Source organism: Flagellimonas aurea (assembly GCF_017313785.1).
In the GTDB taxonomy this organism is placed as follows: Bacteria; Bacteroidota; Bacteroidia; order Flavobacteriales; family Flavobacteriaceae; genus Flagellimonas; species Flagellimonas aurea.
In genome coordinates, this window is the sequence record NZ_JAFLNL010000015.1 from 19,942 (window position 1) to 43,502 (window position 23,561).

General features: G+C 39.1%; 24 protein-coding genes. All 24 read right to left on the bottom strand.

What is annotated here, in order from left to right:
- Window positions 1-59: 59 nt before the first annotated feature.
- Complete coding sequence (locus tag J0656_RS18530; RefSeq protein WP_207036600.1) at window positions 60-992, bottom strand: O-methyltransferase; 933 nt, start codon at window positions 990-992, stop codon at window positions 60-62.
- Entirely contained in the window at window positions 985-2,331 is a 1,347-nt protein-coding gene (locus tag J0656_RS18535; RefSeq protein WP_207036602.1) for an ATP-binding protein, read from the bottom strand. The genes J0656_RS18530 and J0656_RS18535 overlap by 8 nt, the downstream gene beginning before the upstream one ends.
- Before the next feature lie 2 nt (window positions 2,332-2,333).
- A complete protein-coding gene (locus J0656_RS18540; protein WP_207036604.1) occupies window positions 2,334-2,726 on the bottom strand; it encodes a DndE family protein in 393 nt (130 codons plus the stop codon).
- Window positions 2,719-4,788 (bottom strand): DNA sulfur modification protein DndD, encoded by a 2,070-nt coding sequence (gene dndD, locus J0656_RS18545; protein WP_207036606.1) that lies wholly within the window; start codon window positions 4,786-4,788, stop codon window positions 2,719-2,721. The genes J0656_RS18540 and dndD overlap by 8 nt, the downstream gene beginning before the upstream one ends.
- A complete protein-coding gene (gene dndC / locus J0656_RS18550; protein WP_207036608.1) occupies window positions 4,775-6,133 on the bottom strand; it encodes a DNA phosphorothioation system sulfurtransferase DndC in 1,359 nt (452 codons plus the stop codon). Before dndC ends, dndD begins: the two co-directional genes overlap by 14 nt.
- Window positions 6,134-6,143: 10 nt before the next feature.
- Window positions 6,144-6,446, bottom strand: coding sequence for a helix-turn-helix domain-containing protein (locus tag J0656_RS18555; RefSeq protein WP_237688991.1), 303 nt, complete (start codon window positions 6,444-6,446; stop codon window positions 6,144-6,146).
- 230 nt (window positions 6,447-6,676) lie between these two features.
- The gene (locus J0656_RS18560; RefSeq protein ID WP_207036610.1) at window positions 6,677-7,339 is read right to left on the bottom strand and encodes a P-loop NTPase family protein; all 663 of its coding nucleotides are present in this window, start codon (window positions 7,337-7,339) and stop codon (window positions 6,677-6,679) included.
- A complete protein-coding gene (locus tag J0656_RS18565; protein WP_207036612.1) occupies window positions 7,336-8,022 on the bottom strand; it encodes a hypothetical protein in 687 nt (228 codons plus the stop codon). The genes J0656_RS18560 and J0656_RS18565 overlap by 4 nt, the downstream gene beginning before the upstream one ends.
- Window positions 8,023-8,029: 7 nt before the next feature.
- On the bottom strand, window positions 8,030-8,308 hold the full coding sequence (locus J0656_RS18570) for a helix-turn-helix domain-containing protein (RefSeq protein WP_207036613.1): 279 nt from the start codon (window positions 8,306-8,308) through the stop codon (window positions 8,030-8,032).
- Between the two features lie 267 nt (window positions 8,309-8,575).
- Window positions 8,576-9,415 (bottom strand): RteC domain-containing protein, encoded by an 840-nt coding sequence (locus J0656_RS18575; RefSeq protein ID WP_207036615.1) that lies wholly within the window; start codon window positions 9,413-9,415, stop codon window positions 8,576-8,578.
- A gap of 185 nt (window positions 9,416-9,600) precedes the next feature.
- Complete coding sequence (locus J0656_RS18580; RefSeq protein ID WP_237688992.1) at window positions 9,601-10,224, bottom strand: cysteine hydrolase family protein; 624 nt, start codon at window positions 10,222-10,224, stop codon at window positions 9,601-9,603.
- Window positions 10,225-10,277: 53 nt separating this feature from the next.
- Complete coding sequence (locus J0656_RS18585; RefSeq protein WP_207036618.1) at window positions 10,278-11,555, bottom strand: Glu/Leu/Phe/Val family dehydrogenase; 1,278 nt, start codon at window positions 11,553-11,555, stop codon at window positions 10,278-10,280.
- An 81-nt stretch (window positions 11,556-11,636) separates the two neighbouring features.
- Window positions 11,637-12,122: a hypothetical protein gene (locus J0656_RS18590; RefSeq protein WP_207036620.1), complete on the bottom strand. Its 486-nt coding sequence runs from the start codon at window positions 12,120-12,122 to the stop codon at window positions 11,637-11,639.
- Window positions 12,123-12,152: 30 nt separating this feature from the next.
- Entirely contained in the window at window positions 12,153-12,443 is a 291-nt protein-coding gene (locus tag J0656_RS18595) for a cupin domain-containing protein (RefSeq protein ID WP_207036622.1), read from the bottom strand.
- A gap of 28 nt (window positions 12,444-12,471) precedes the next feature.
- Complete coding sequence (locus J0656_RS18600) at window positions 12,472-13,077, bottom strand: GNAT family N-acetyltransferase (protein WP_207036624.1); 606 nt, start codon at window positions 13,075-13,077, stop codon at window positions 12,472-12,474.
- Entirely contained in the window at window positions 13,037-14,164 is a 1,128-nt protein-coding gene (gene bioB, locus J0656_RS18605) for a biotin synthase BioB (RefSeq protein WP_207036626.1), read from the bottom strand. Before bioB ends, J0656_RS18600 begins: the two co-directional genes overlap by 41 nt.
- A gap of 10 nt (window positions 14,165-14,174) precedes the next feature.
- Entirely contained in the window at window positions 14,175-15,356 is a 1,182-nt protein-coding gene (locus J0656_RS18610) for a beta-ketoacyl synthase N-terminal-like domain-containing protein (protein ID WP_207036627.1), read from the bottom strand.
- Between the two features lie 11 nt (window positions 15,357-15,367).
- Complete coding sequence (pckA, locus tag J0656_RS18615; protein ID WP_207036628.1) at window positions 15,368-16,981, bottom strand: phosphoenolpyruvate carboxykinase (ATP); 1,614 nt, start codon at window positions 16,979-16,981, stop codon at window positions 15,368-15,370.
- Between the two features lie 44 nt (window positions 16,982-17,025).
- Complete coding sequence (locus J0656_RS18620; RefSeq protein WP_207036629.1) at window positions 17,026-18,480, bottom strand: NAD-dependent succinate-semialdehyde dehydrogenase; 1,455 nt, start codon at window positions 18,478-18,480, stop codon at window positions 17,026-17,028.
- A 117-nt stretch (window positions 18,481-18,597) separates the two neighbouring features.
- Window positions 18,598-19,578 carry a 5-oxoprolinase subunit C family protein gene (locus J0656_RS18625; RefSeq protein ID WP_207036630.1) on the bottom strand — a complete coding sequence of 327 codons (981 nt, stop codon included), beginning with the start codon at window positions 19,576-19,578 and terminating at the stop codon, window positions 18,598-18,600.
- A complete protein-coding gene (locus J0656_RS18630) occupies window positions 19,562-20,446 on the bottom strand; it encodes a 5-oxoprolinase subunit B family protein (RefSeq protein ID WP_207036631.1) in 885 nt (294 codons plus the stop codon). The genes J0656_RS18625 and J0656_RS18630 overlap by 17 nt, the downstream gene beginning before the upstream one ends.
- A gap of 10 nt (window positions 20,447-20,456) precedes the next feature.
- Window positions 20,457-21,221, bottom strand: coding sequence for a 5-oxoprolinase subunit PxpA (locus tag J0656_RS18635; RefSeq protein ID WP_207036632.1), 765 nt, complete (start codon window positions 21,219-21,221; stop codon window positions 20,457-20,459).
- Window positions 21,199-22,500 carry a 4-aminobutyrate--2-oxoglutarate transaminase gene (gene gabT / locus J0656_RS18640; RefSeq protein WP_207036633.1) on the bottom strand — a complete coding sequence of 434 codons (1,302 nt, stop codon included), beginning with the start codon at window positions 22,498-22,500 and terminating at the stop codon, window positions 21,199-21,201. Before gabT ends, J0656_RS18635 begins: the two co-directional genes overlap by 23 nt.
- A 15-nt stretch (window positions 22,501-22,515) precedes the next feature.
- Complete coding sequence (locus J0656_RS18645; RefSeq protein WP_207036634.1) at window positions 22,516-23,556, bottom strand: ABC transporter permease; 1,041 nt, start codon at window positions 23,554-23,556, stop codon at window positions 22,516-22,518.
- Window positions 23,557-23,561 lie beyond the last annotated feature (5 nt).

The following is a 23,561-nucleotide window of genomic DNA, read 5'->3' on the forward strand; positions in this document are numbered from 1 at the left end:
TATGAGCTTATGCAGAGGGTGTAAACTGAACTCTGTCTGAAATAGATTTAAACATTATTTTATAATCGAACATCGAAATAGTTCGGTAAGTACTTATAAGTCTGCTTGTATTTTTTTAAGTCGTGTTCTTCAATAATACGTGATTCTATTATTGAATCTTCGTCATCAAAATTTTTATCTATGTATTCCGATTCTTTTATAGTTAAATTAGGAATGTTAATTCTGTGTGGCTCTTCTCCCAATTCAATAAATTCAAAATTATTTATGTTTGAATCTGTTAGATTTGAGTTCTTCTTATCTATTACTCCCCCGAAGGTGTACATTTTGGCTCCTCCGTTTTCTTGGTATAAGAAATTAAATAGCTGATAGAATTTTAGATTTTCGTTTAATAAATTTCTCTCGTCAATAAAACTGTTAATATGGCCCAAAAGCATTTTTCTAATTGTTTTGTAATTTTCAGTGCCTGAAAAATCAACATTCTTTACATCAAAAGGGATTAAACTACCGAATTTTTTTGAAAATGATTCTACCTCGTATTGATTACCAGTGTTTTTATCCTTTAACTCCCGGTTTGATGTGAAAATATATATACTGCCAGCAGGTAGTTTTCGAAATATAATAGAAATATCTTCGAACATATGATTTTCTAAAGCATTGTCATAATCGAGCCAAATGATTGAAGGCTCAGATAGGTTGAGCTTGGTAAGGATTGTTGTTGAAAGCCCATATTCTAAATTGATAAAAGAAAAAGGTCTGTTGAACTCGACTCTTTCTTTTTGCAACAAATCACCTCCCTCAATACTAGTCATTTTATTGATATGCAATTCTTTGTGAAATAGCTTGAAATCCGTAAAAGAAAGTCCTCCGAATCCTATATATTGATAATCTAGATTATAAAATCTACATATACTTGTCAAACTTGCTAAGAGCATTTTACGTTCTGTAAACTTTGCAGGTCTTAGCTCATAGTTAATTTTTCTAGGACTATTCATCTAACAACTCTTCCATTTTAGTATAATAATCAAAAATGTTTTCGCCTAGTTCCTTGTAACTTTTGGAGCCACTATGAACTTTAGCTTTTCCAGCTAATTTAATTGGTGCAGAAAATGAGATACGAACTGAATCTTTTTTAGTTTTAATTACGTCTGGACTCAAATCAGGGGCGAAAAATTTTCTTGAATCATAAGAATTGAAATTTTCCCTTTTTAGTTCTACAACATTTTTTTTCTCTTCTACTTCATCCAATGTATTGCGATAGTCGTCCGAATCTTCAAGTTTTCTAACATCTTTTAGAAAGGAGAGTACATAGTTCATTCCTTCTTCCATATAAGTTCTGGATGTTTTATATATATTGGCAGTCGAATCTATCCCCTTTTTGGTGGTTGTCAATGGTAATTTTAAGGTGTCATCAGAGTCCAGGAATAAGATGCCTCTAAACATTGCGTAGTCTGGATGGAATTTCACATTGCTTCTAACGCCCCATCCAGTAAGTTCAGTCGAATCGGCTTCAACAACTAAACGATCATTACAATATATATACCAACCAGCGACAGACGGGTCACCAGTATGGCTTAAACCTGCTAAAACTCTAAATTTTACGTCATTTTTTTCTCCTTCATAATAATATGGTTTAACCCTTTCACTCATTAATAGGTAAATACCTTTCTTGGAAAGAGTCTTACCATTCAACTTAATAGTGATTCCCTTTTCTAGACTAAAATTGAGAATTCTTTCAATATCATCGGTTAGGTCGTTTAAAAAACTTTCATCGGTAAATAGATTGGAAACTTCATCATAAAGATCGGTAACTCTGATATATGTCCCATTATTATCAAGATTTTTGGATTGGTCGTCAATAATATTGTAATTAAAATTCCAGTCATCCCTTTTGACATCAACTCCATCCTTTTCCTCAATCGTTTTTTGTTCTTTCCATTTTGCTACATCTACATCGATTTGAAAATGATCATCGTCAGTCTTAGATTCGACTTCGAAAACTTTCCCCATTTTGAACAACGCTCTTTTCATCCCCACGCCGAAACGTCCAACAGTTCCGGTAGTAGGAGGAGCATCTTCAGGACGACCAAATCTGAATGCATACTTTTGAGCAGTGTCCAAAGAAAATCCACCACAATTGTCTTCTACAATGAACTCGTTTTCATTCAGGGTCAGATGGATATAAAGGTTTGAATAATCATTTTTGTTTATACTACTAGCACCATCAATCGAATTATCTAATAAATCGATAATTGCATCTGTTATTGAAATATCCCTTGTTAGCATCTCAATAAAGAATACCTTCGTTGGGTTACCGTTAATTATTCCAGACATATTTATAAGTGAGTTAATCCGTGTGTTATCTTATCAATCAAAAAGTCAAATCCATCAAAGTTTGGATTCTTTTTTATTTCATTATCGAGAAGTTCCAAGCCATCATCGATATGCATCTTAATGTATTTTGGTAAACTTTTATCCGTTCTATATAAATTGTAATTTGTACAGACTAGCCCAACATAGATATGTTCATAGTTGCCAAATAACACGGATTTGGAATATTCCTTACCACCTGAATCCTTTGCGTCATCTAAATTCATTTTACTTCCTTTGTTCAAAGAGTAGGTCAGTGCTATTCTGGCAATAACATTCTCTTTTCCCAGGTTCAGCTTTCTGGAAAGTTGAGCAACAACTTCCTTGTTTGCTTTACTTGTTTTTATCTGCTTAAACATAGGATTCAGATTTTAGGGATTTAAAATCAGTCATAAATTCAATTTCTTCAATGGTTGAGCTATTCCGGTCTACATTGACAATGTTAAAGGTTTTGTGCAAATTGGGTTTTAACAGGTTAAATTCTTCTTCGTTCAGTTCTTTTTGAAGCAATGGCAAAAGCACAACCTGTTCAGAAATGGAAGGGTAGAATTGTTCAATTACTCTCTTTGAGTGTTGCTTGTCAAACTTTTGCAGTGGACTATCTATGAAAACAGGGAATGAAATTCCGGATTCATCAACCAGTGCTTTTAACAATGCAGTGGCATAAAGCTGTTGTTCTCCCTTAGAAAGAGAGTCCTTTTTAATCTGCTGTTTGTTTTCATCCAGAAGCTCTATATCCATAACATCCTTATCAATATTGACCTTAACGTCGTCTATAAAATTGTTCTTGTGCATTAATTTGTTGAGACTAAGTTTTAAAGCCTTTTGAAGCGTGTATTTTTTCTCCTCCTTAATTTTTAATATGAGCTCATTGATTTTTAACAACAACTTTTTTGTCGTTTCTGTTTTCTTATTGTCAACATCCACTAATCGGAATTTTTTATCCAATTCAGAAACTTGTTTTTTGTCCGAGTTATTTTGGGCTGATAATTGACCTTGCTCTATAAGTAAGGAATCTATTTTTTCAACCAATTCATTAATCAATCTGAGATTTAGGTCCCTTTCTTCACGCAGTTTTTTGGCTAGGTGATTGTCTTTGCGCGCTTCGGCTTGTCTTATCTCATTTTGGACTCTTGATAACAGGACTCTATTGTTTTTCTCTCTTTGAACAATTGATTGTAACTGTTCAGAATATGTAGTTTGTAGGTTTCTGTAAATCGATTTGAAATCCCGGTATTGTTCTTCCGAAAATGATACAAGTATTTCGGTTTCAGAAGCTTTAGATTTAAATCGTTCAGAGATAGAGCTATTCAGTATTTTGGAAATTAATGGCTTATCGTTTATATCCGTGTCATTTAATTTTGCCAATACCGATTTTGAAAATTCACTTAATTCTCTTTTTAACAAATCTGACGATACATATTCATCGGTATGCTCTTTTTCAACTTGTTCGTTTAGTTTTTTCAATTGATTTCCAGCAATAACCAATGGTGCCAGTTCTAAAATCTGATTAAGCTCGGATTTAATGCTGATAGATTCCTTTTGGAGCTGGTTCCGTTCTTTTTTTAAAGCTGTCAATTCCTCTAAGGTAATGGCATTTCCCTCCCGAATCAATTTTTCCTGGAGTGTATTTACCTTTATGCGCAGGTTAGCCAGTTCTTCCTTGTTATCTTGCTGTTGTTCCAGATTGTAGGCAAGGAGTCGTGCGGAACTTTGTTCTTTTTTTATAAGCTCGTCCAGTTTTACTTTCTCTTTTTCGGATATACCTTCACGTCCTAATTTTGTTAAAAGGGATTCTAAATTTTTCTTGAGCTCTTCATACTTTTTAATCCCTAAAACCTCTGAATAGGCACGATTTAAGCTTCGCAATTCGTCCCTGGATTGTGCCTCAGCCAGTGACACAATTTTTTCTGCATCAAAGAAGAAAAATTTTGCGATTTCACGAGGTAGTATGAAATCGTTTATAAATAAATCGTACCCTACTTCTTTGGTCAGTTCATTCTCGATTCCGTCAATTAGGATGTTTAACTTTTCTTCTTTCGACTCTAAATTGTAGCTTCTTTTGATGGTAATGGTCTCACACGTCAATGCGGGAATTGCTATATCTCGTAACTGAATTTTTACCGAAAAGGATTTGTCTGTGCTTTCAGTTGGCAATGAAGCAAGATCCCTATTCATAAGTGAATGTAAATAGCCTTCATATCCACCTGAATTCCTTATATCGATACGGTATTTATCTTCAACCTGACTGATTAATTTACCATAAAACACCCAAAGCAATGAGGTTAAAAGCGTGGTTTTTCCATATCCATTTTTACCAGATATGATATTAATATTCTTGTTTGAAAAAGGGTCAAAGGAAATTGTATTTACACCTTTATAAATCCTGAAATTATGAAGAACTATTTTACTTATTTTCATATTCCTTTGGATTTACAAAACGTTCAATTCTACGCTCAATATCATTGTGAAGCCCATATTTGGTAACCAAAAGTGTTTTTGTTTCTTGAAGGGCAATTAGGTTGTCAATAAGATGATAATAGGACAGGTCATCCTCGCAAACTTCTTTTAAAATGCGCTTTTCTGTATTGTTCAAGGCCTTGCTGCTTTTTGTACTTATATCCTTATCAAAGATTTCTCTGTATAAATCACCAACATTTTTCTCAAAGAATAAATCCCTGTTCCAATTGACCTGAATAGCAATTAGCTCTTGATTGGTTATAAGGTGTATGTGCGGACGCTCTATTTGAATCTCTTTTTGAATAAGTAGAAGCTCTTTCAGTTTTCGATATCTATATTCTGGCCAATATGGACCCCAATTGGTCTCATCTTCACGAACCGCTGGTCTACCATCCCTTCGCTCGGGCATTCTGTTTTCGTGTATGTTTCTTTCTTCGACAAGGCTATTTCTAAAGTCCAACAAGGGCTTCATCCAATGCTTGCCGTTTTCAATCAAAGCGGACATTGACTTGTCTTTTTTCACCACTGTACACGTCCAGCAACCGAAACGGGATTGACCACAGGAAGAATGTTCTTTGTTTACGACAACGGTCGGGCATTCGTAATCGTCAGCACTGGCATCAGCATATATTTGAAACAATATGGAATTGTCAAATCCCCAAGGCGAATCAAACTTGTTGATAATGTACCAGACCTCCTCCAGCATCAATTCTTTTATAGGTGCATAAACATAGGTGTTAACCCCTGTCTGATGCTTTGAAAGCCTTTGACCTTCAATTTCGTGCTTTTTCATTGAACGTTCTCGGGAAGCACTTTCTTCATATCTAGTGCCCAATAATACAATGGCCTCTCCAACTTTGTCCACTTGTTCCGTAAGGAAATTTGAAGTTGGGCGAATTTTTAATTTATCCGTGCACCATCTAAAGGAATTATTAGGTACGGGATAGCCTTTACCCAAAACATTTACCCAAAATGTTTCTTCTAAAAGCGGTGCTGTTTTTTTTACAATGAAAGGTAGGTTTTGTTCTCTAGCAGCAACTTCTATTTTACCCAATACATCATCCACATATGAAGATATTACTGGGTTTTCAACAAGTGTATCATTGCAAACCACATAAACAGGACGCTTTAATTGAAACGGTGAGGGTAGCTTTTTCACCCTTTCAAGGGCTTTCCAGACTAAAGTGAGCAAAACGGTCGAATCCTTTCCTCCACTGAACCCAATAATCCACGGTCTTTTTAGATTTTCAGAGTATGCATATTCATCAACGATTTCATTGATTATTTTTTCAATTCTTTTTGACATCTATATTCCCTTATTTCAGGTAGTTTAATTTATCATTGTTGCAAATTGTCAAGGCCAGTTGAAGAGCTTTTGATTGAAATTTTTCGTCATTGGTTGCTCTCAACGCCTTATCAGCCAACCACTTTGTATAAAGTTCTTCTTTGTTTTCGTTCAAAGCATTTGAAAGAATATCAAGGTCTTCCTCTCTAAAAGGGCGCTTTCCCCGTTCCATTTTGCTCAACATCGCTGCATCAATATTAAGTATGGCAGCTAGCTCCCTTAACAACATTCCTTTACCTTCTCGCAATGTCCTGATATGCTTTCCAATCATCATCAATATATGTTCAAAAGATGGCTTGACAAATTTTGAACAAAATAAAGATTTTATTCTGTTCGGTATAATAAATTGCTGCTTATTTTAATGGAGTTGTTAAGATATTTTTTAACAATAGTGAAATGGTATTATTTTCACCTCCTCTTATCCCTAGCCCCCTTATCAAAAGCCACCAAATTAAACAATTAGCTGTATCGTTCTTATTGTTTTTTAGAGGTACTCGTGAATGTTCAACACCTTTTGTCTTTAGACTTCACATCAAAACTAATCAAGTTGAACATTTGCCGCATACGTGAGCGTACCCGATTCCCATACCGTTCTTCTAGTTCCTGGGCATTAAGGTTGGTGGTGGCATGGGTCTGAATGTTATAGTTTAAAAATAGCTCGTAACGGGAAAGCAATATTTCTCCCAATACATTACAATCCTTCCCAAAATGTCTGCCTGTGGGTTCTATACCCAGGTCATCAAAGCAGTAGAACTTTTTATCACCATAATCTTCAATGATTTTATAGCCGATATTGTTAAAGGCAAAGGCAATATTCCGGGTAGGGATGACCTCATAAGGTTTACGGTGGGGTACGACATGGCGTAAGAGTTTCATCAGACTGGTTTTTCCGCATCCCACGGGACCGGAAAGCAAAATGCCCTTATGGATGTCGATACCAAGTTTTTTACAGTTTGCTTCGTCCTTGATGTAATAATTGCACAGCTTGAAAAGTATGTTGCGGTCTTCCTCATAAATCCTGAATTTCCTACCAAAGAGCAATTTCCCCTTGGCATTGAGATAAACAAGCATTTTATCAAAATCGTAAATGATTTCATTGTTCCTAAATGTCCCCAAGGTATATCGAACACTGCCCTCGATGATGATATGTGGTTTATGGGAACTCATAGAGGCTCACTATAATTTTTGTTGGAACTTGTCTTTAGGTTGTCCGTATTTTGGCTAACCGCTACCAATGTTTTTTCCGTTTTTAGCTCGTCCGCTTTTAGCATCCAATTGCGGGCGGTGGCCTGCCAATCGATAATTTTTGTTTTGCCACCTACTTTCCAGCCGATGCCCTGGTAATGGTTGTAGAATTTTTTGGCCTCCAGTTCCGGCCAATTTTCTTTTTGAAAAAAATTGATGACCTCGTTTTCATTTTTGGGCCGGTCAAGTTTATTCCCGTTTGTATTGTTTATTCCTGTTTGTATATGTTTGTTTATAGGTACCACCGCTTGTCCATTGCTTGTCCCGATAATGGTATGGCTTGGGTACAGTGCTTGTCCATCACTTGTCCCAAAATTGAACATCTTGATTTTGCTACCGTGGAATGGATTGTGTGAAGGCTCGTATAACAGGTATTTCCAATGGTGCAGCTCTTTGATGCAACGGTGGTAGGTGGTCTTTGAACCGATTTTTGAAAACTGCATCACTTCTTCCCGGTTGATATGGAAATTATCGGGGAAGTGGTAATTGTTCCATAACTGGAAAAGGGCCACGTACAGACTGATGTGCGTGGGATTCAAACGGCCGTCCTTAGAAAATTGCAGGAATACGGCGTTCAGGTGCTTGATATAATTGATTTGTTCCAAAGGAATATCAGAATTTGTTATGGATTTTGTTCTTTTCCATCACGTTCATAATTTCCTCATAATCGTAATAGAGTACACCGCCTACTTTGGTATAGGGCAATGTGCCATTGATTCTTAAATTCTGTAAGGTGCCCGAAGAGATTCCCAAAAGCTCCTTTACCTCTGGGGATTTAAGCCACTTTTTAAAAGTGTGCCCGGACTGGTTGTTAAGAAGTTGCTTGATGTCATCGAGCAATTCCATTTTGAATTCCCGAAGGTCTTCGGTGGTAATGATTGTTGCTGCCATTTGTAAAACGATTTAAATAAAAGAGACCATCGCCTTACTGTCACCTAATTTGATGGCCTCTTCGCTGATTTGACTTTCGTTTTACAAAATTGATGGGCTTTATTGGGAATTTATCAGAGTCTAAACCGAGTTCGGTCGTATTTTAACATTTGACCGTTTTGATACAATTTGCATTGATTTGGCACAAGGCATGGGTATATGAAGTCATTAAAATGCGGTAATACTTATTTCAAATGGGAAAACCGAGTGCGAACCGAGTTCGGGTTTTTATTCGTCAAGACCATCCTCTTCATCCATCTTTTCAAGTAATTTCCGTCCTGTTTCTTGGAAGAATTTTATCTGTGAGCCCTTTCGAGACTTTAGTTCGTTATATGTGCGAGAGTGATTGCCTTTTGGAACATCAAGAAAATCCCCCAAAAGGTCCACTATTTTTTTAATGTCTACATTTCCTTTATTGATATATCCCATAGCTTGGAGTCCATAGACCAACTCCACAAAAGCGGCATACGAGCCTGTCCACAAAAGTTCCTTCTGAGTAACTGCACGGTTGGTTTTACAGCAATTTTTTATCTCCAAACTTTTTATTTTTAGATAATTGGCATACATGGCCAATCCTTTGATTCTTGCCCAAATCTCATCATGCGATGTATTAAAAACAGGATCTTTGTAATACGGATAACTTTTAACTACCGGATTACGATTTAAATACTCCCTTGTAAAATAGTGTTCGTCAAAATGGGTATAACCTTGCTCCATATAAAGCAGGAAGTCGGTATGTCTTGAAAAAAATTGATTTACTTTCTTTATTTGTTCCTCCAGAAAATCCAGTTGCTTTACACATCCCCATTTCGGAATACGCAGTTCGGAAGATCTTACCTCTGTATAATAGATAAGGTAGCGCATGGGTCGAACCTTGATAATCTTAAAAAAGCGAATCTCTTCCTGAGCGGACCTAACACCAAATTTTATAAGCCCTTCTTTTAACCTGGTCAATGTTTTAGAAGCCGTATCAATTCCTTTTTCAGCCCTAAACAAAGTACTATCATTTCCCTTTTCTAGAAGTGTTATTTTTTCGTCAAACTCCTTTATGATTGATGAGTAAAACATATTCCTGTCGATTTGGGTTGGCACTAAGAATATGCTGATTGAGCTTTTATTTCTGGTTTCTCTAAATTTTCATAGAATCTTTACTTTCATGATTGTATTTCTACCGTAAACTCTGTTCAATCTTAGTTTCATCAGGCCAATTAACTATTACACTACTTTGGACATCTTCCAATATTCCTCGATTCTTATTTTCCCCATCCTTTTAGAAATACTTCCGTAGTAAAGACATCGGAGTAATAATAATCGAGAGCTGCCATAAATGCATTATGCACATCCTCGGCATAAACCGTTTTGCCGTTAATTTCTAAATCCTTGGTAGTGCAAGCATCTTCAATAACAGCGCACTCAAAACCATAATCTTTCGCGGCCCGGGTAGTGGCATCCACACACATATGCGACATCATTCCAACGATAACCAATCTGTCGATCTCCTTATCTTTTAAATATCCCAAAAGCTCAGTCTCCCTGAAACTGTTAGGATAGTTTTTAATCACTACTTTTTCATCTTCTATCGGACTCACTAATGCGTGTATCTCGCTTCCTTTTGTCCCTGGCGCAAAAAAAGAGGCCCCAGGTCTAGTCGATTCATGTTTAACATGGATGATAGGTAACTTTTCATGCCTAAACTTTTCTAAAACCCTTTTTGCATTTTGTGCGGTCACTTCAGGAATGCAAAGCTCCATTTTGCCATCTTTGAAGTAGTCATTTTGGATATCTATAAGGATTAAAGCAGTTTTCACGGTATTGGTCTGTGATTTTAAAAGGTTTATACTAGCAAACAAGATGATGATTGTGATAAAATTCTTCATTGGACCATTTTTACATTTTCAAGTATCAACAATTAATTAATTCCTTTGTTCTATCATGGAAAAACACCTCTTTGTACATAAGTGTCTTCCAATCTTTTGATAGCGATAATAAATGCACTGGTCCTTAAGTCAACCTTATACTCTTGGGCCGTTTTCAAGACTCTGTTAAATGAATCGAACAGCTTTCGTTGTAATTTTTCCAAAACTTCATCCAAGGTCCATATCTCTCCATTCCTGTTTTGCAACCATTCAAAATAACTACAAATAACTCCACCTGAGTTACATAGGATATCGGGAATAATCTCAATCTCCCTATCTAAAAGAATTCTTTCTGCCTCAACGTCAGTAGGGCCATTGGCTCCTTCCGCGATTAACTTGGCTTTTATACCGCCTACATTTTTTAACGTGATTTGATTGCCCAGAGCACTAGGGATACAGATATCACAGTCTAGCGCAAAAAAATCTTCTTTGTTGATTTCATTTGCTTTAGTGTAGCCTAAAATACTACCCCTATTGGTTCTGCTATGGGCAAATAGGTCGGTTACGGATATCCCCTCTTTATTTGCCAGCGAACCGTATGCATCCTGCACACCTACCATTAAGGCTCCTTCTTCCTGCATAAAATAAGATGCCCAATAACCTACATTTCCAAAGCCCTGTACGATAAACTTCTTGCCCTTCAGGTTTACTTGATTGTGGGCTGCCCAAAATTTGATATTGAGAAAAACCCCAAAGCCCGTTGCCCGATCCCTACCTTCAGAACCGCCAGTACCAATAGGCTTTCCTGTAACCACATGCATATTAGCCGAACGATCTGAAGGAGCTTTCGTTGACATAAACGTATCTAATATCCAGGCCATGATTTGTGGATTCGTATTTACATCAGGGGCAGGAATATCAAATTCAGGGCCAATGTTGGTGCCCAGAGCATACGTAAATCTTCTTGTTATCCTTTCAAGTTCCGATTGTGAATATTTTAGAGGGTCCAGTTGAATACCTCCTTTTGCGCCACCATATGGCAAGCCAGCCAAAGAAGTTTTCCATGTCATCCACATGGCCAGTGCACGAGCCGCATCAATATCAACGGTTGGATGGTATCTAAGCCCTCCCTTGTACGGACCTAAAGAATTATTATGCTGCACCCTATAGCCTGTAAAAATCTCTACATTCCCATCATCCATTTTAACTGGAAAATGCACCACAATCTCATTATTCGTAATACTGAGAATCTTTCGAATGTTCGGATTAAGTTCCATTATATCGGCGGCATTATTGAATTGCCTCATTACATTTTCCAACATGCCTTGTTTTCTTTTCTTTTTATCGCTCATAGGACATAGAAGAATTTGATTATTTATTGAAAGGTTGATGTATTGCAAACACTCCTCTTTTCACTAATTTTAGATGGTCTATTATCTATCCTTCATCCAACTTTTTGCTCTTTCCAGATCCTCAGGTTGTCTTCCAAGAAAAAATTCACGAAACGTCAGTTTGCCATCATCGTCGGGTACGGTTTCATAACCGCTCATGAAATTGCCCCTGGAGGATATGATGAACATAAAGGTGCCATTTGCATATGCGGCATCGTTCAACGAATGCCATTCCCCCCGCAAATATCTTTTTTCAAAAATTCCTCCGTATCCTACCCAATTCAACCCTTTACAGTTGTTAAGGCTTTCAAACTTTATCCCTCTGAAAAAATCTTTTTTGGCAACAACTTCTTCCACAATCCAATCCTGGGAATCACCACCACCTTCATGCTTCCAAGTAGCCAACCATTCTCCCAGTATCTTTTGCTTTGATTTTTTGGACAAAAAGAAATTTATAGCAAATGGCACTAGATACGATACAATTGCACCTAACAGTACGCCAAGAGTCAGATTTAAAATATTACCCATATAACTACCATGTTAGAAAAACTTAATCAATCATTTCAATTCTACTTCTACAAATTGAAAGGCAAACTCATTGCTATTTATTATTTCGTGTTCTACTCCCGCCGATTTAAAATAGGATTTACCTTTCTGAAGATTTAGTACAGTTTCATTCATATTGTCTATTGATGTCAACTGTCCATTTTCCATTGGTATTACCAAATAATCAAAGTCATGTTTATGCCAACCTGTTGAAGCTCCTGGTTCAAAACTCCAGTGCACAACTTTTATAGCATCGTTATCTACTTGAACTGTACTTTTTGCTTTTCTTTTATTGGTTTTCATTGTTCTTCATTATTTAGTCTTGTCTCTACTAGGAGTCAAGTGTGCTTTTACTAATTTTATATTCCAGAGACTTTTTTACAGTGGGCCATTCACTTTGAATTATTGAGAATACTACGGTATCCCTAAGAGCCCCGCTATTATCAATTTGATGATTTCTCAATACCCCATCCTGTTTTGCTCCTAAGTTAGTTATCGCATTTCTAGATTTGGTATTATGCCAATGTGTTCTAAATTCTACCGCAATACATTTCAGTTTTTCAAATGCATGGTTCAATATCAAATATTTACATTCAGTATTTATACCAGTTCCCTGATATGATTTTCCATACCATGTATAACCTAACTCCAATCGTCTGTGCTCTGGCGAGGCGGCAAATAGCCTTGTGGAACCAATCAGTTCACCGGTTCTCTTTTCTACAACAGTAAAGGGCAGACAAGTTCCTTTATCATACTCATCGATTGCATAGTTTATGTAACTTGAAATCGTCTCTTTGGATGGAACAGAGGTGAACCATAAATCCCATAGGTTTCCATCACTTGCAGCAAACAAAAGGTCTTTTTCATGTTCCTCTTGCATAGGAATCAAGACAACCTTATTGCCCTCTAGCGTTACTTTTTTTAGCCATTTCTCCATCTATTAAATTTTTTACTGCTGTCTCTTTATTTCTTTCTATGTGATGGTTCGGCCTTGACCATCTTGGCTTTTCCCCTAAATCCTGGTATTCCGAATCTTCAGCCTCCACAGTTTTAGGCTGCGTCTTTTTGATAAAGGGTTTTTGAGGTTTCAACCCCAATGACTTAAACAGTTCCATATCCTCGTTAACATCAGGATTTGGGGTTGTCAAAAGTTTGTCCCCGGCAAAAATGGAATTGGCTCCGGCAAAAAAGCACATGGCCTGCCCTTCCTTCGTCATTTGGGTACGACCGGCGGAAAGACGTACTTGCGTGAATGGCATCACAATTCTGGTCGTGGCAACCATGCGTACCATTTCCCAAATGGAAACCGGTTCTTGGCCTTCCAATGGTGTACCTTCTACGGCTACCAAAGCATTGATGGGGACTGACTCAGGATGGGGCGATAGCGAAGAGAGGGCTACCAGCATACCTGCTCTGTCTTCTACTCTTTCACCCATACCTATTATACCGCCACTACAGACCGTTACATTTGTTTTACGAACATTATCAATGGTTTGTAACCGATCTTCATATCCTCGGGTCGATATCACTTCCTTATAATACTCCTCCGAGGAATCAAGATTGTGATTATACGCATAGAGTCCGGCTTCCGCCAATCGCTTCGCTTGGTTCTCCGTGACCATACCCAATGTACAGCATACCTCCATATCCAATTTGTTAATGGTGCGTACCATCTCCAATACTTGGTCAAATTCGGGACCATCTTTAACATTTCTCCAAGCTGCACCCATACAAACTCTTGAACTGCCGGAAGACTTTGCCCGCAAGGCCTGGGCCTTTACCTGTTGAACCGACATTAGCTCATTGCCTTCAATATCGGTATGGTATCTAGCCGCTTGGGGACAATACCCACAATCTTCTGGACAGCCACCTGTCTTTATAGATACCAACGTACTAACCTGAACGGTATTCGGGTCATGATATCGTCTATGCTCTGTTGCAGCTTCATACAACAGTTCCATTAAGGGCTTGTTGTAAATTTCAAGGATTTCCTCCTTGCTCCAATCATTTTTAATTTCATTCATACCTTACATTTTAAATTGGTCTACTTAACAAAACACTAACGGCATTGCAGCCAAAACCTACGGCATTGACCAATATTTTGTTCAATTTTAAAGGAGCTCTGTGATGACTGTACGGAACTTTTATGAAAAGTTGGTTTTGCAACATCAGCAAAGCTAATTCCATGCTCAAGGCCCCGGAACTTCCCAACGTATGGCCTATTTTCCACTTATTTGAAGTAAGGGCCGGGCGTTGTCTTCGGAAAATTTTTTGAATGGCATTATATTCCGACAGGTCCCCTTTTACCGTTCCTGGCGCATGCATCACAATGGCGTCCACATCGGAAAGTTTATGTCCCTCCAAGGCCATTGTCATCGACTTTTGGAAGCATATTCCCTTTTCAGAGATAGATGTATTGTGTTCCAAGGTTTCTGTTCCATACCCTATCCCCTCGATATAGGCCAATGCTCTATCCGATGCCTCCTTTTCCATACAAAAGACCGCAGCTCCTTCTCCTAATGCCATGGAATTTTGCGTTTTCTGCATATCAAGGCTTCGTACCGGGTAATTATTAGGTTTGGCATCTTCCCTAGTATACACTTTAAGTGCTTTCATCTGTGCCACTGTAAAAGGTGTTAAAGGTGCCTCGGAACCTCCAGCAAGAAACGTATCGGTAAAACCTGATTGTAGCCATGCTACTCCATTTAGAATTGCATGCAATGCTGTCGAACAAGTAATGGAATGGCTTATTTCCGGACCATTGGTCCCTAGGTCATTTGCTACCCACGTTGCTATGTTTCCCAAAGTAGTAGTTGGTGATGCGAGTGTATCGGTGCGTTCCGCCCCATGAGCACGGAACGCATCATAATACTTCTCAAACAATGAGGTTGCCCCTCTGGAAGACCCTATATTAATCCCGAATTCTTTATTGGAATCCCATCCTGCCATTGAGGTTGCGTATCTTGAAGCAATTATGGCATATAAAACCGAAGGGTCAAGTTCCCTGTATTTAACTTGTTCCAGTTTAAGGGCTTCTATTTCTTTATAGGTATTTACATCCAAAGGTGCAGCAGAGGCACTAAAAGCCCCAAAATTTTGAGACTTTAAGTGATGTACGGGGTGCAGGTAATTTCCCCATATTTGCTGCGTAGAGGAACCTAGAGCTGAAACTGAACCCCATCCCGTTATTGCTATCTTATTATCAACCCCTATCATATACCTTTTTGTTAGTATGCATACCGCTGAGGCCCGCCTCTCATAATTTCTTCATTGCAGTCGGCTTCAAACTTTTTAAAGTTTTCACGAAAAGCATTTGAAAGTTTAAAGGCCATTTTATAATAAGCTTTGTCGTCGTTCCATGTTGCTCTGGGGCTTAACAAGGAATAAGGTACTCCTGGGCAACTTCTTGGCTGCGCCAAACCAAATACGGAGTGAATGTGATACTTCTCATAAGAATAACTTCCCAAATCACCATTTATGGCAGCATGAATCATGGCTCTTGTATATTTTAGTTGAATACGGTTACCAACCCCATAGGGGCCTCCAGTCCAACCCGTATTCACAAGCCACACATTTACATTGGCCTCCTTTATTTTTTCACTTAACATATCGGCATATTTTGAAGGGTGCAAAGGCATAAAAGGAGCTCCAAAGCATGCAGAAAACGAAGGTACGGGCTCTACTACACCTGCTTCAGTTCCAGCTACTTTGGCCGTATATCCCGATATGAAATGATAGGCCGCCTGATTGGGTGTCAATCTGGAGATGGGAGGCAGTACGCCAAATGCATCCGCTGTCAGAAAAAAGATATTTTTGGGATTGGTACATACAGAAGGAACCTGAATATTCTTTATATGGTAAATCGGGTAACTGACCCTAGTGTTCTGTGTTATGGACGCATCTTCGAAATCCACCCCTCCCGTTTCATCGAGTACTACATTTTCCAATAATGCTCCTTCTTTTATAGCATTAAAAATGTCCGGTTCGTTTTTCTCCGAAAGATTAATGACCTTGGCATAGCAACCCCCTTCAAAATTGAAAATATTGTTATTTCCGTCCCATCCATGCTCATCATCACCAACCAGTTTTCTGTTCGGGTCGGTAGACAGAGTGGTTTTTCCAGTCCCTGAAAGCCCAAAAAATATAGCCGTGTCCCCAGACTCACCAACATTGACAGAACAATGCATTGGCAATACATTTTTCTTTACTGGAAGTGTGAAATTAAGGGCCGAGAAAATTCCTTTTTTTATTTCACCGGTATATCCTGTTCCCCCAATCAGGGCAATTTTCCTAGAAAGGTCCAAGATGGCAAAATTGGCACTTCTGGTACCGTCTACTTTTGGATCAGCCAAAAAGCCTGGGGCATTAATGACGGTCCATTCTTGTTGGAACTGCTTTCTTTCTGCCTCAGATGGCCTTAAAAACATATTATTGGCAAATAAATTGGACCAGGGATATTCATTGATTACTCTAATACCCATTTTATAATCTGGATGCGCGCATGCCATACAATCCCTGATATAGACCTTTTTATCGCTCAGATATTCTGTCATTTTGCGATGTAAATCCATAAACTGATTTGAATCAAAAGGAATATTGACATCGCCCCACCAAACCGTGTCCTCTGTAAGCTGATCTTTGACAATAAATCGATCCTTCGGAGATCTTCCTGTAAACTTCCCCGTATTAATGGCCAACGCCCCTAAAGAAGTCTCTTTACCAAGTTCTTCTTCAAGAATAACTTCCCTTAAATCAACAGAAGACAATTGGTATTGAGCATTTTGATAGATTATTCCCTGGTGTTCAAAAGCTTGTTTTATATTTTTTTGTTTTAGTGTCATTATCAAATGATTTTATAATCTGTTACGAATACTTTTTTACACATTTAGTCGGTGATACCCCCAATACACATGTATTTGATCTCCAAATAATCGTCAATCCCATATTTGGAACCTTCACGACCGTTTCCACTCTCCTTTATTCCCCCAAAAGGGGCCACTGTTGTAGAGATCAATCCTGTATTGACCCCGACCATTCCATACTCCAATGCTTCAGAAACTCTCCATACCCTGGCATGGTCATTTGTGTAGAAATAAGAAGCCAAACCAAACGAGGTATCATTTGCCATGCGGATTGCATCTTCTTCCGTAGAAAACTTGATTATAGTAGCCACGGCACCAAAGATTTCTGTGTGGAATATTTTCATCTCCTGGTTTACTTCACAAAGCACCGTTGGCGGATAAAAATTGCCCTTTTCATTGGTCATATTCCCCCCAGTCATAATTTTGGCACCTTTGGAGGTTGCATCTTGGACCAATTCATTTACAGAAGCTACTGCCTTACGATTGATTAAAGGACCTATTTCCACACCTTCATCCAAACCATTGCCAACTTTCATCTTTTTTACTGCTTGGGACAGTTTTTCAGAAAACTCATCATACACCTGCTCCTGCACGAATATGCGATTGGTACAGACACAGGTTTGTCCGGCATTCCGATATTTTGAAGCAATGGCACCATCTACAGCGGCATCTACATCCGCATCGTCAAAAACGATAAAAGGTGCATTTCCCCCTAGTTCCATGGATACTTTTTTGACTGTATCGGCAGACTGTTTCAATAATATCTTACCAACAGGAGTAGACCCGGTAAAGGATATTTTTCGAACAATTGGATTTGTGGTCAGCTCACGACCTACTTCTATAGGTCGGTTGGTCGTAATGATATTGAAAACTCCTTTTGGAATACCTGCTCTTTCAGCAAGAGCAGCTAAGGCCAAAGCAGAAAATGGTGTACTTTCCGCAGGTTTTACCACAACTGTACACCCTGCTGCCAATGCAGGCCCTACTTTTCTTGTTATCATGGCATTCGGAAAGTTCCATGGTGTAATGGCCGCCACTACACCTACAGGTTGCTTTATAGCCACAATCCTTCTGTCCTCAAAGGGAGAGGGAATGACATCTCCATAGATTCTTTTGGCCTCTTCTGCGAACCACTCGATAAAAGAGGCGCCATAGGTTATTTCCCCTTTGGCCTCCTGTAAAGGTTTTCCCTGCTCCAAGGTCAACAGATAAGCCAATTCATCTTTATGCTGTATTTGAAGCTCAAACCATTTTCTCAAGATATTAGATCTCTCCAATGCAGTCTTTTTACTCCAGGATTTCAATGCAACTTTCGCAGCTTGTACAGCTCTTTTGGTTTCTTCAACTCCCAAATCGGGAACCGACCCTATAATTGTATCATCAAAGGGGTTTTGAACCTCAAAATTATTCTTGTCATCGGCCAAAACCCATTCACCGTTTATAAATGCTTTATTTTTTAATAAATGAGAAATATCCATTTTTGATTTTTTTTCTACTTTTTATTACCCCTAAAAAATGCTAAGTCGGCGCCCCTAAGTAAACTCAGGAGCACCGCTAGCCAACTAACTAAACTTAAAATAAACCGAAAAGATTATTTAACCCTGTTCATTGATATGGGTCCTAACTTTTTCCAATAAATTGACTCGTTCCAACCTGGCTTGCAATGCCTCGTTCATATCAACTTTCTTAAAAAAAGTAGGGGTGTTGGGCTGTAATTGCCCAATGATGTCCATATCTGCCGAGATAACCGCTCCCAAAGTAAAGTAGCCACCTCCGGAAACTGCATCCCGATGCAAGATAATGGGCTCTACACCCCCAGGCACTTGAATGGAACCATAGGAATAACAACTGTCCACAATATTGGAAGGGTCTGAACCTGCTCCAAATGGCGGCTCTCTGTCTACAAATTCCAACTTGGTCCCTCCTTTGAAGCGATATCCCATCCTGTCAATTTCCAAGGCAACCTTCCACTCGTCATCAAAAAATGTTTTTTGTGACGGTGGACTTATACGATGCCAATAGAGACCGGGTAAAACACGTAGTTCTGCCTGTTTAGAAGAAATAGGTTTAAGCGTATCGGACAATGTAGTACCTTCCTTTACTTTACCGTGATTTTTACCGAGAGGTAAACGGTCTCCTTTGGCTATCGCTTTACCATTCACACCACCTAAAGCCCCTACCAAGTAAGTTGATCGGCTTCCAAGTGCCATGGGAACATCTATTCCCCCCGAAATGGCAATATACATTCGGGCACCGGACTTGAGAGGTCCAAAGGATAGAACCTGTCCTGACTTCACTTTTAAGGTGGTCCAGGTCGGATATTCCTCATCGTCTATTTTTACGCTGATCTCTGCTCCTGTAACAGCTACTAGGGCATCTTTTTCAAACTTAATCTGGGGTCCCATAAAGACTGCTTCAAGTCCGGCCAAGTCCTCACTATTGCCAACCAATAAGTTAGCAACACGCATGGCAAACCGATCCATCGCTCCTGAAAGCGGAATACCAAGATGAAAATATCCAGGTCTTCCAAGATCCTGTATGCTTGTAAGCAGCCCGTGTTTAATTATCTCTATCATCTTTCAAGGCCTTAACAAGTTCATTATTATATTTTTTTGTATTCTCATTATATTGATCCAAATCAAATTGAACCTCTTTAATTACCGGTCTATATTGATTCATTTCAATTTCCTGCACAATTTCTTCGTATTCCGACATATCGATAGGTCTGAACTTCACTATATCACCGGGACGGAAGAATACCATGAAGTCCTTTAAATGTTCAACGGACTGGGTAGGATCATATATTGGCATGGGCGTGATTCCGAACATTTGATAACCCCCTGCTCCTTTTACGGAATAAATACAAGCAAAACATCCACCATGCCCTAAGGTCAATTTAGGTGTATCGGTTCGCGGTCTTAAATATTTTGGCACTTGAATCTGACGATCCCGGTCCACCATTTGGTACATAAAGGGTAAACCCGCCACAAAACCTACCATGGTAACAAACCAAGGACTTTCGGAATGAGCCTTTATGAAGCCTTCAACCGACTCGTGGTTATTGATTTCAGCCGCATAATCCAAATCCGTTCCGTCTGGCATTTGGTGACGGTCCCTAAACCGCATCAAGGTTTCATGGGTCCATGGATCGTTATACAAAACCGGGAATTCGATAATTCTAGTTTTAATGGATCTTTTAATCTTTTTACCGGCCTTTTCAATAATCTGAACGGATTGCAACAAATCATTTGGTTTAATGATATCGGGGTCAAACCTTAACTGAAATGAGGCATTCGCCGGACATATTTCGGTAATGCCCTTAATCCCGGCTTTTTTAATGGCTTCGGTCAATGAAAGGCTTTTAAAGAACGCTTCCAACGACATCTCTTCGCTGCATTCCACAAATAAGTGTTCATCACCACCGAATGTATATCTTGTTTCCATCTTTTGCATTTTAATGATTATACGCTGATAACGTGATGTTTTTGTCTCGAAAGCCTTCTTTAAGTTTGGAAGCGATATCCAAACTACCAGGGGTATCGGAATGGAAGCAAATCGATTCAAATTCGATAGGGATAATGTTACCTGTCACCGTTTTAACCTTGTTTTCGAGACAGGCCAACAATACTTTATCCTTAATGGCTTCGGCATCAATTTTATCTACATGCCTAGTAAATACTATCGAGCCATTGTCTCCATAATCCCGGTCGGCATAAAACTCCCTTACAACGGGTTGGCCTTTTTCAAGAGCAACCTTATAAGTTTCAGAATTGCCCATACAGTAAACAGGAATATCCTTACCAATTTTCTGCATAGCATCTATAAATGCAATAGCAAGTTCCTTATTAACGGCCATCTCCATATAAAGAGCCCCATGGGGCTTAACATGGTTAAGCGGCATGCCGTAAAGGCTACAAAATTCCCGCATGGCACCAATTTGATAAATCATATCATTGACAAGTTCCTTCACGGAAGCATTGATCTTTCTACGACCAAAACCTTGTAAATCCCTGTATCCGGGATGCGCCCCTACTTTTACCCCATATTTGAGTGCCAGTTGCGCCAGTCTATCCATGTGGTTGGGATCACCTGCATGGAACCCCGTTGCCACATTGGCCGAACTGATATAGGGCATTATTTGTTCATCATCCACATCAGAGACCTTCCAATGACCAAAGGCTTCGCCCATATCACAATTAATGTCCATAACTTTTTTCATATTCTTTAGTTTTTAATAGTCCGACAATTGATTCTTCTAAAATACGCAATCCTTCGTCAAGTATTTGATTATCAATTGTTAGCGGCGTTAATATTCGAATTGCATTTCCCCTGATGCCACACATGAGGATGATAAGGCCATTTTCCGAAGCTTTTTTCACAATAGCTTTTGCTAATTCGGGATTCGGGGTATCCGGATCTCCATTTTTCACAAACTCTACGGCAATCATGGCTCCTTTATTCCTAACATTTCCAATAACATCTGAATGCTCATTTTGCAAATCCAATAGTCGTTGTGTAACAATTTTACCAATTTCATTGGCCCGGTCGCAAAGATTTTCGGATTTAATGATATCTATGACCTCCAGAGCCGCGGCACATGCTACGGGAGATCCCGCAAAGGTTCCTCCCAAATTTTCAGAAGCATCCATGATTTCTCGTTTGCCCACGACTGCGGATAAGGGAAAACCGCCGGCCAGTCCTTTGGCCAACGTCATTAAATCAGGCTCTATTCCGTACTGTTCAGTTGCGAAGAATGTACCTGTACGCGCAAACCCTGTTTGTATTTCATCACAGATAAGCAATATACCGTGTGCCGTACAAAGCTCTCTTAGCTTTGACAAAAACTCTGGGGGAGCAATGTTGAACCCTCCTTCTCCCTGTACTGGTTCCAAGATAATAGCAGCCACATCATCCGGAGAAATAGTACTGGTAAAGAGATTCTTCATGGCCCTAAAGGAATCCTCTATCGTAATGTTGTAATAAGGAATCGGGAAAGGGACATGGAAAATATTGTTTGGAAAAGGACCAAAACCTTTCTTGTAGGGAGAAATCTTTCCGGTAAGCCCGAGTCCCATATGTGTACGTCCGTGAAACCCTCCATGGAAAGCGATAACACCGGATCTTTTTGTATAGGCCTTGGCAATCTTAATGGCATTCTCCACAGCTTCGGCACCTGTACTGACAATCATGGTTTTCGCATCTTCAATAGGCACCAGTTCATTGAGCTTTTCCGCTAGCTCCACCCCGGCTTCATAAGGCGTGATCATGAAACCGGCATGTACAAATTTCCCCAATTGATCGGTGGCCGATTTAGTGATTCTATTGTTAACATGGCCTGTATTCACCACAGCAATACCAGCTCCAAAATCGATATACCGTTTTCCTTCTACGTCCCAAAGCTCGGCATTCTTTGCATGGTCAATAAAAATGGGGTTTAAATTTCCTTGACCTCTGGCTATGGCTTTTTCTTTCCTTTTCTGTAATTCTAAATTTGTCATTCTTTTTTTTATGTTTTATGTTCGATTAAACCTAAACCTGTATCTGTCAAAAATGATGGCAAGAATCAATAATGCTCCAAGGGATATCATCTGTACATAAGATCCCACCTGCAATAGGTTCATTCCATTTTGTACCATAATGATGAAAAACGCACCTAGGACCACGTTCTCGACTTTACCTATACCTCCTCTTAATGAAACCCCAGCTATAACACATGCCGCTATGGATTCCAAGGCAATATTCGCTCCTAAATTTGTTTCTCCTGATTCTACTCTGGCTGTTAATAAAAAGCCCGCAAGCGATGCCAACAAGGCACACATGATGTAGGTAAACAAAAGGATTCTTTTGGTATCTATACCCGAAAGGTTTGCTGCCTTGATATTACCTCCTACGGCATAGATATAATTACCTATTCTTGTTCTGTTCATCAATATCCACATACCGATAATCGATAGGATGGCCAATAACACTGGAATAGGAATACCTAAAAGTTTACCAAATCCGAAAATATTTCCAAATTCCGGGATAAGGCCTGATACCGGCACTCCGCCCGTAATAAATAAAGCAAAACCAGCCCCTATGGATTGTACCCCCAAAGTCATAATGAACGGGGACACTCCGAATCTTGATACCCCTACTCCATTCAATGCCCCTATAACCAAAGCGGTGATGATACTACAGAGAATACCAACAATGATTATAAGCCATACCATATCAGGAAATGCACTGGCCAGGGCAACCATTGCCGTTGAGGAAATTACCGATGTCAATGCAATACTGGTACCCACTGAAAGGTCAAATCCCCCGGTTATCAATACCATCATTTGCCCAAGGGACACCAAGGTCAGATATACTGATTGACGTGCCACATTGGTCATATTCTCCAGTGTCAAAAATTTGGATGAAAAACTGGAGAAAATAATTATGGCGATTACCAAGAAGAATGGCAACACCCCATAATCATTAAAAGCTCTAATCAAAAAGTTTCGGACCATCGTCAATTTTGACTTTCCCGTCCCTTCTGCCTCATCCATTGTATGTATTTGTTCTGTCATTATAA

Bases quoted from the DNA above. Each gene is read 5' to 3' on its own strand.
- J0656_RS18530 (WP_207036600.1), bottom strand. From the start codon at position 992: ATGAATAGTCCTAGAAAAATTAACTATGAGCTAAGACCTGCAAAGTTT.
- J0656_RS18535 (WP_207036602.1), bottom strand. From the start codon at position 2,331: ATGTCTGGAATAATTAACGGTAACCCAACGAAGGTATTCTTTATTGAG.
- J0656_RS18540 (WP_207036604.1), bottom strand. From the start codon at position 2,726: ATGTTTAAGCAGATAAAAACAAGTAAAGCAAACAAGGAAGTTGTTGCT.
- dndD (WP_207036606.1), bottom strand. From the start codon at position 4,788: ATGAAAATAAGTAAAATAGTTCTTCATAATTTCAGGATTTATAAAGGT.
- dndC (WP_207036608.1), bottom strand. From the start codon at position 6,133: ATGTCAAAAAGAATTGAAAAAATAATCAATGAAATCGTTGATGAATAT.
- J0656_RS18555 (WP_237688991.1), bottom strand. From the start codon at position 6,446: ATGATGATTGGAAAGCATATCAGGACATTGCGAGAAGGTAAAGGAATG.
- J0656_RS18560 (WP_207036610.1), bottom strand. From the start codon at position 7,339: ATGAGTTCCCATAAACCACATATCATCATCGAGGGCAGTGTTCGATAT.
- J0656_RS18570 (WP_207036613.1), bottom strand. From the start codon at position 8,308: ATGGCAGCAACAATCATTACCACCGAAGACCTTCGGGAATTCAAAATG.
- J0656_RS18575 (WP_207036615.1), bottom strand. From the start codon at position 9,415: ATGTTTTACTCATCAATCATAAAGGAGTTTGACGAAAAAATAACACTT.
- J0656_RS18580 (WP_237688992.1), bottom strand. From the start codon at position 10,224: ATGAAGAATTTTATCACAATCATCATCTTGTTTGCTAGTATAAACCTT.
- J0656_RS18585 (WP_207036618.1), bottom strand. From the start codon at position 11,555: ATGAGCGATAAAAAGAAAAGAAAACAAGGCATGTTGGAAAATGTAATG.
- J0656_RS18590 (WP_207036620.1), bottom strand. From the start codon at position 12,122: ATGGGTAATATTTTAAATCTGACTCTTGGCGTACTGTTAGGTGCAATT.
- J0656_RS18595 (WP_207036622.1), bottom strand. From the start codon at position 12,443: ATGAAAACCAATAAAAGAAAAGCAAAAAGTACAGTTCAAGTAGATAAC.
- J0656_RS18600 (WP_207036624.1), bottom strand. From the start codon at position 13,077: ATGGAGAAATGGCTAAAAAAAGTAACGCTAGAGGGCAATAAGGTTGTC.
- bioB (WP_207036626.1), bottom strand. From the start codon at position 14,164: ATGAATGAAATTAAAAATGATTGGAGCAAGGAGGAAATCCTTGAAATT.
- J0656_RS18610 (WP_207036627.1), bottom strand. From the start codon at position 15,356: ATGATAGGGGTTGATAATAAGATAGCAATAACGGGATGGGGTTCAGTT.
- pckA (WP_207036628.1), bottom strand. From the start codon at position 16,981: ATGACACTAAAACAAAAAAATATAAAACAAGCTTTTGAACACCAGGGA.
- J0656_RS18620 (WP_207036629.1), bottom strand. From the start codon at position 18,480: ATGGATATTTCTCATTTATTAAAAAATAAAGCATTTATAAACGGTGAA.
- J0656_RS18625 (WP_207036630.1), bottom strand. From the start codon at position 19,578: ATGATAGAGATAATTAAACACGGGCTGCTTACAAGCATACAGGATCTT.
- J0656_RS18630 (WP_207036631.1), bottom strand. From the start codon at position 20,446: ATGGAAACAAGATATACATTCGGTGGTGATGAACACTTATTTGTGGAA.
- J0656_RS18635 (WP_207036632.1), bottom strand. From the start codon at position 21,221: ATGAAAAAAGTTATGGACATTAATTGTGATATGGGCGAAGCCTTTGGT.
- gabT (WP_207036633.1), bottom strand. From the start codon at position 22,500: ATGACAAATTTAGAATTACAGAAAAGGAAAGAAAAAGCCATAGCCAGA.
- J0656_RS18645 (WP_207036634.1), bottom strand. From the start codon at position 23,556: ATGACAGAACAAATACATACAATGGATGAGGCAGAAGGGACGGGAAAG.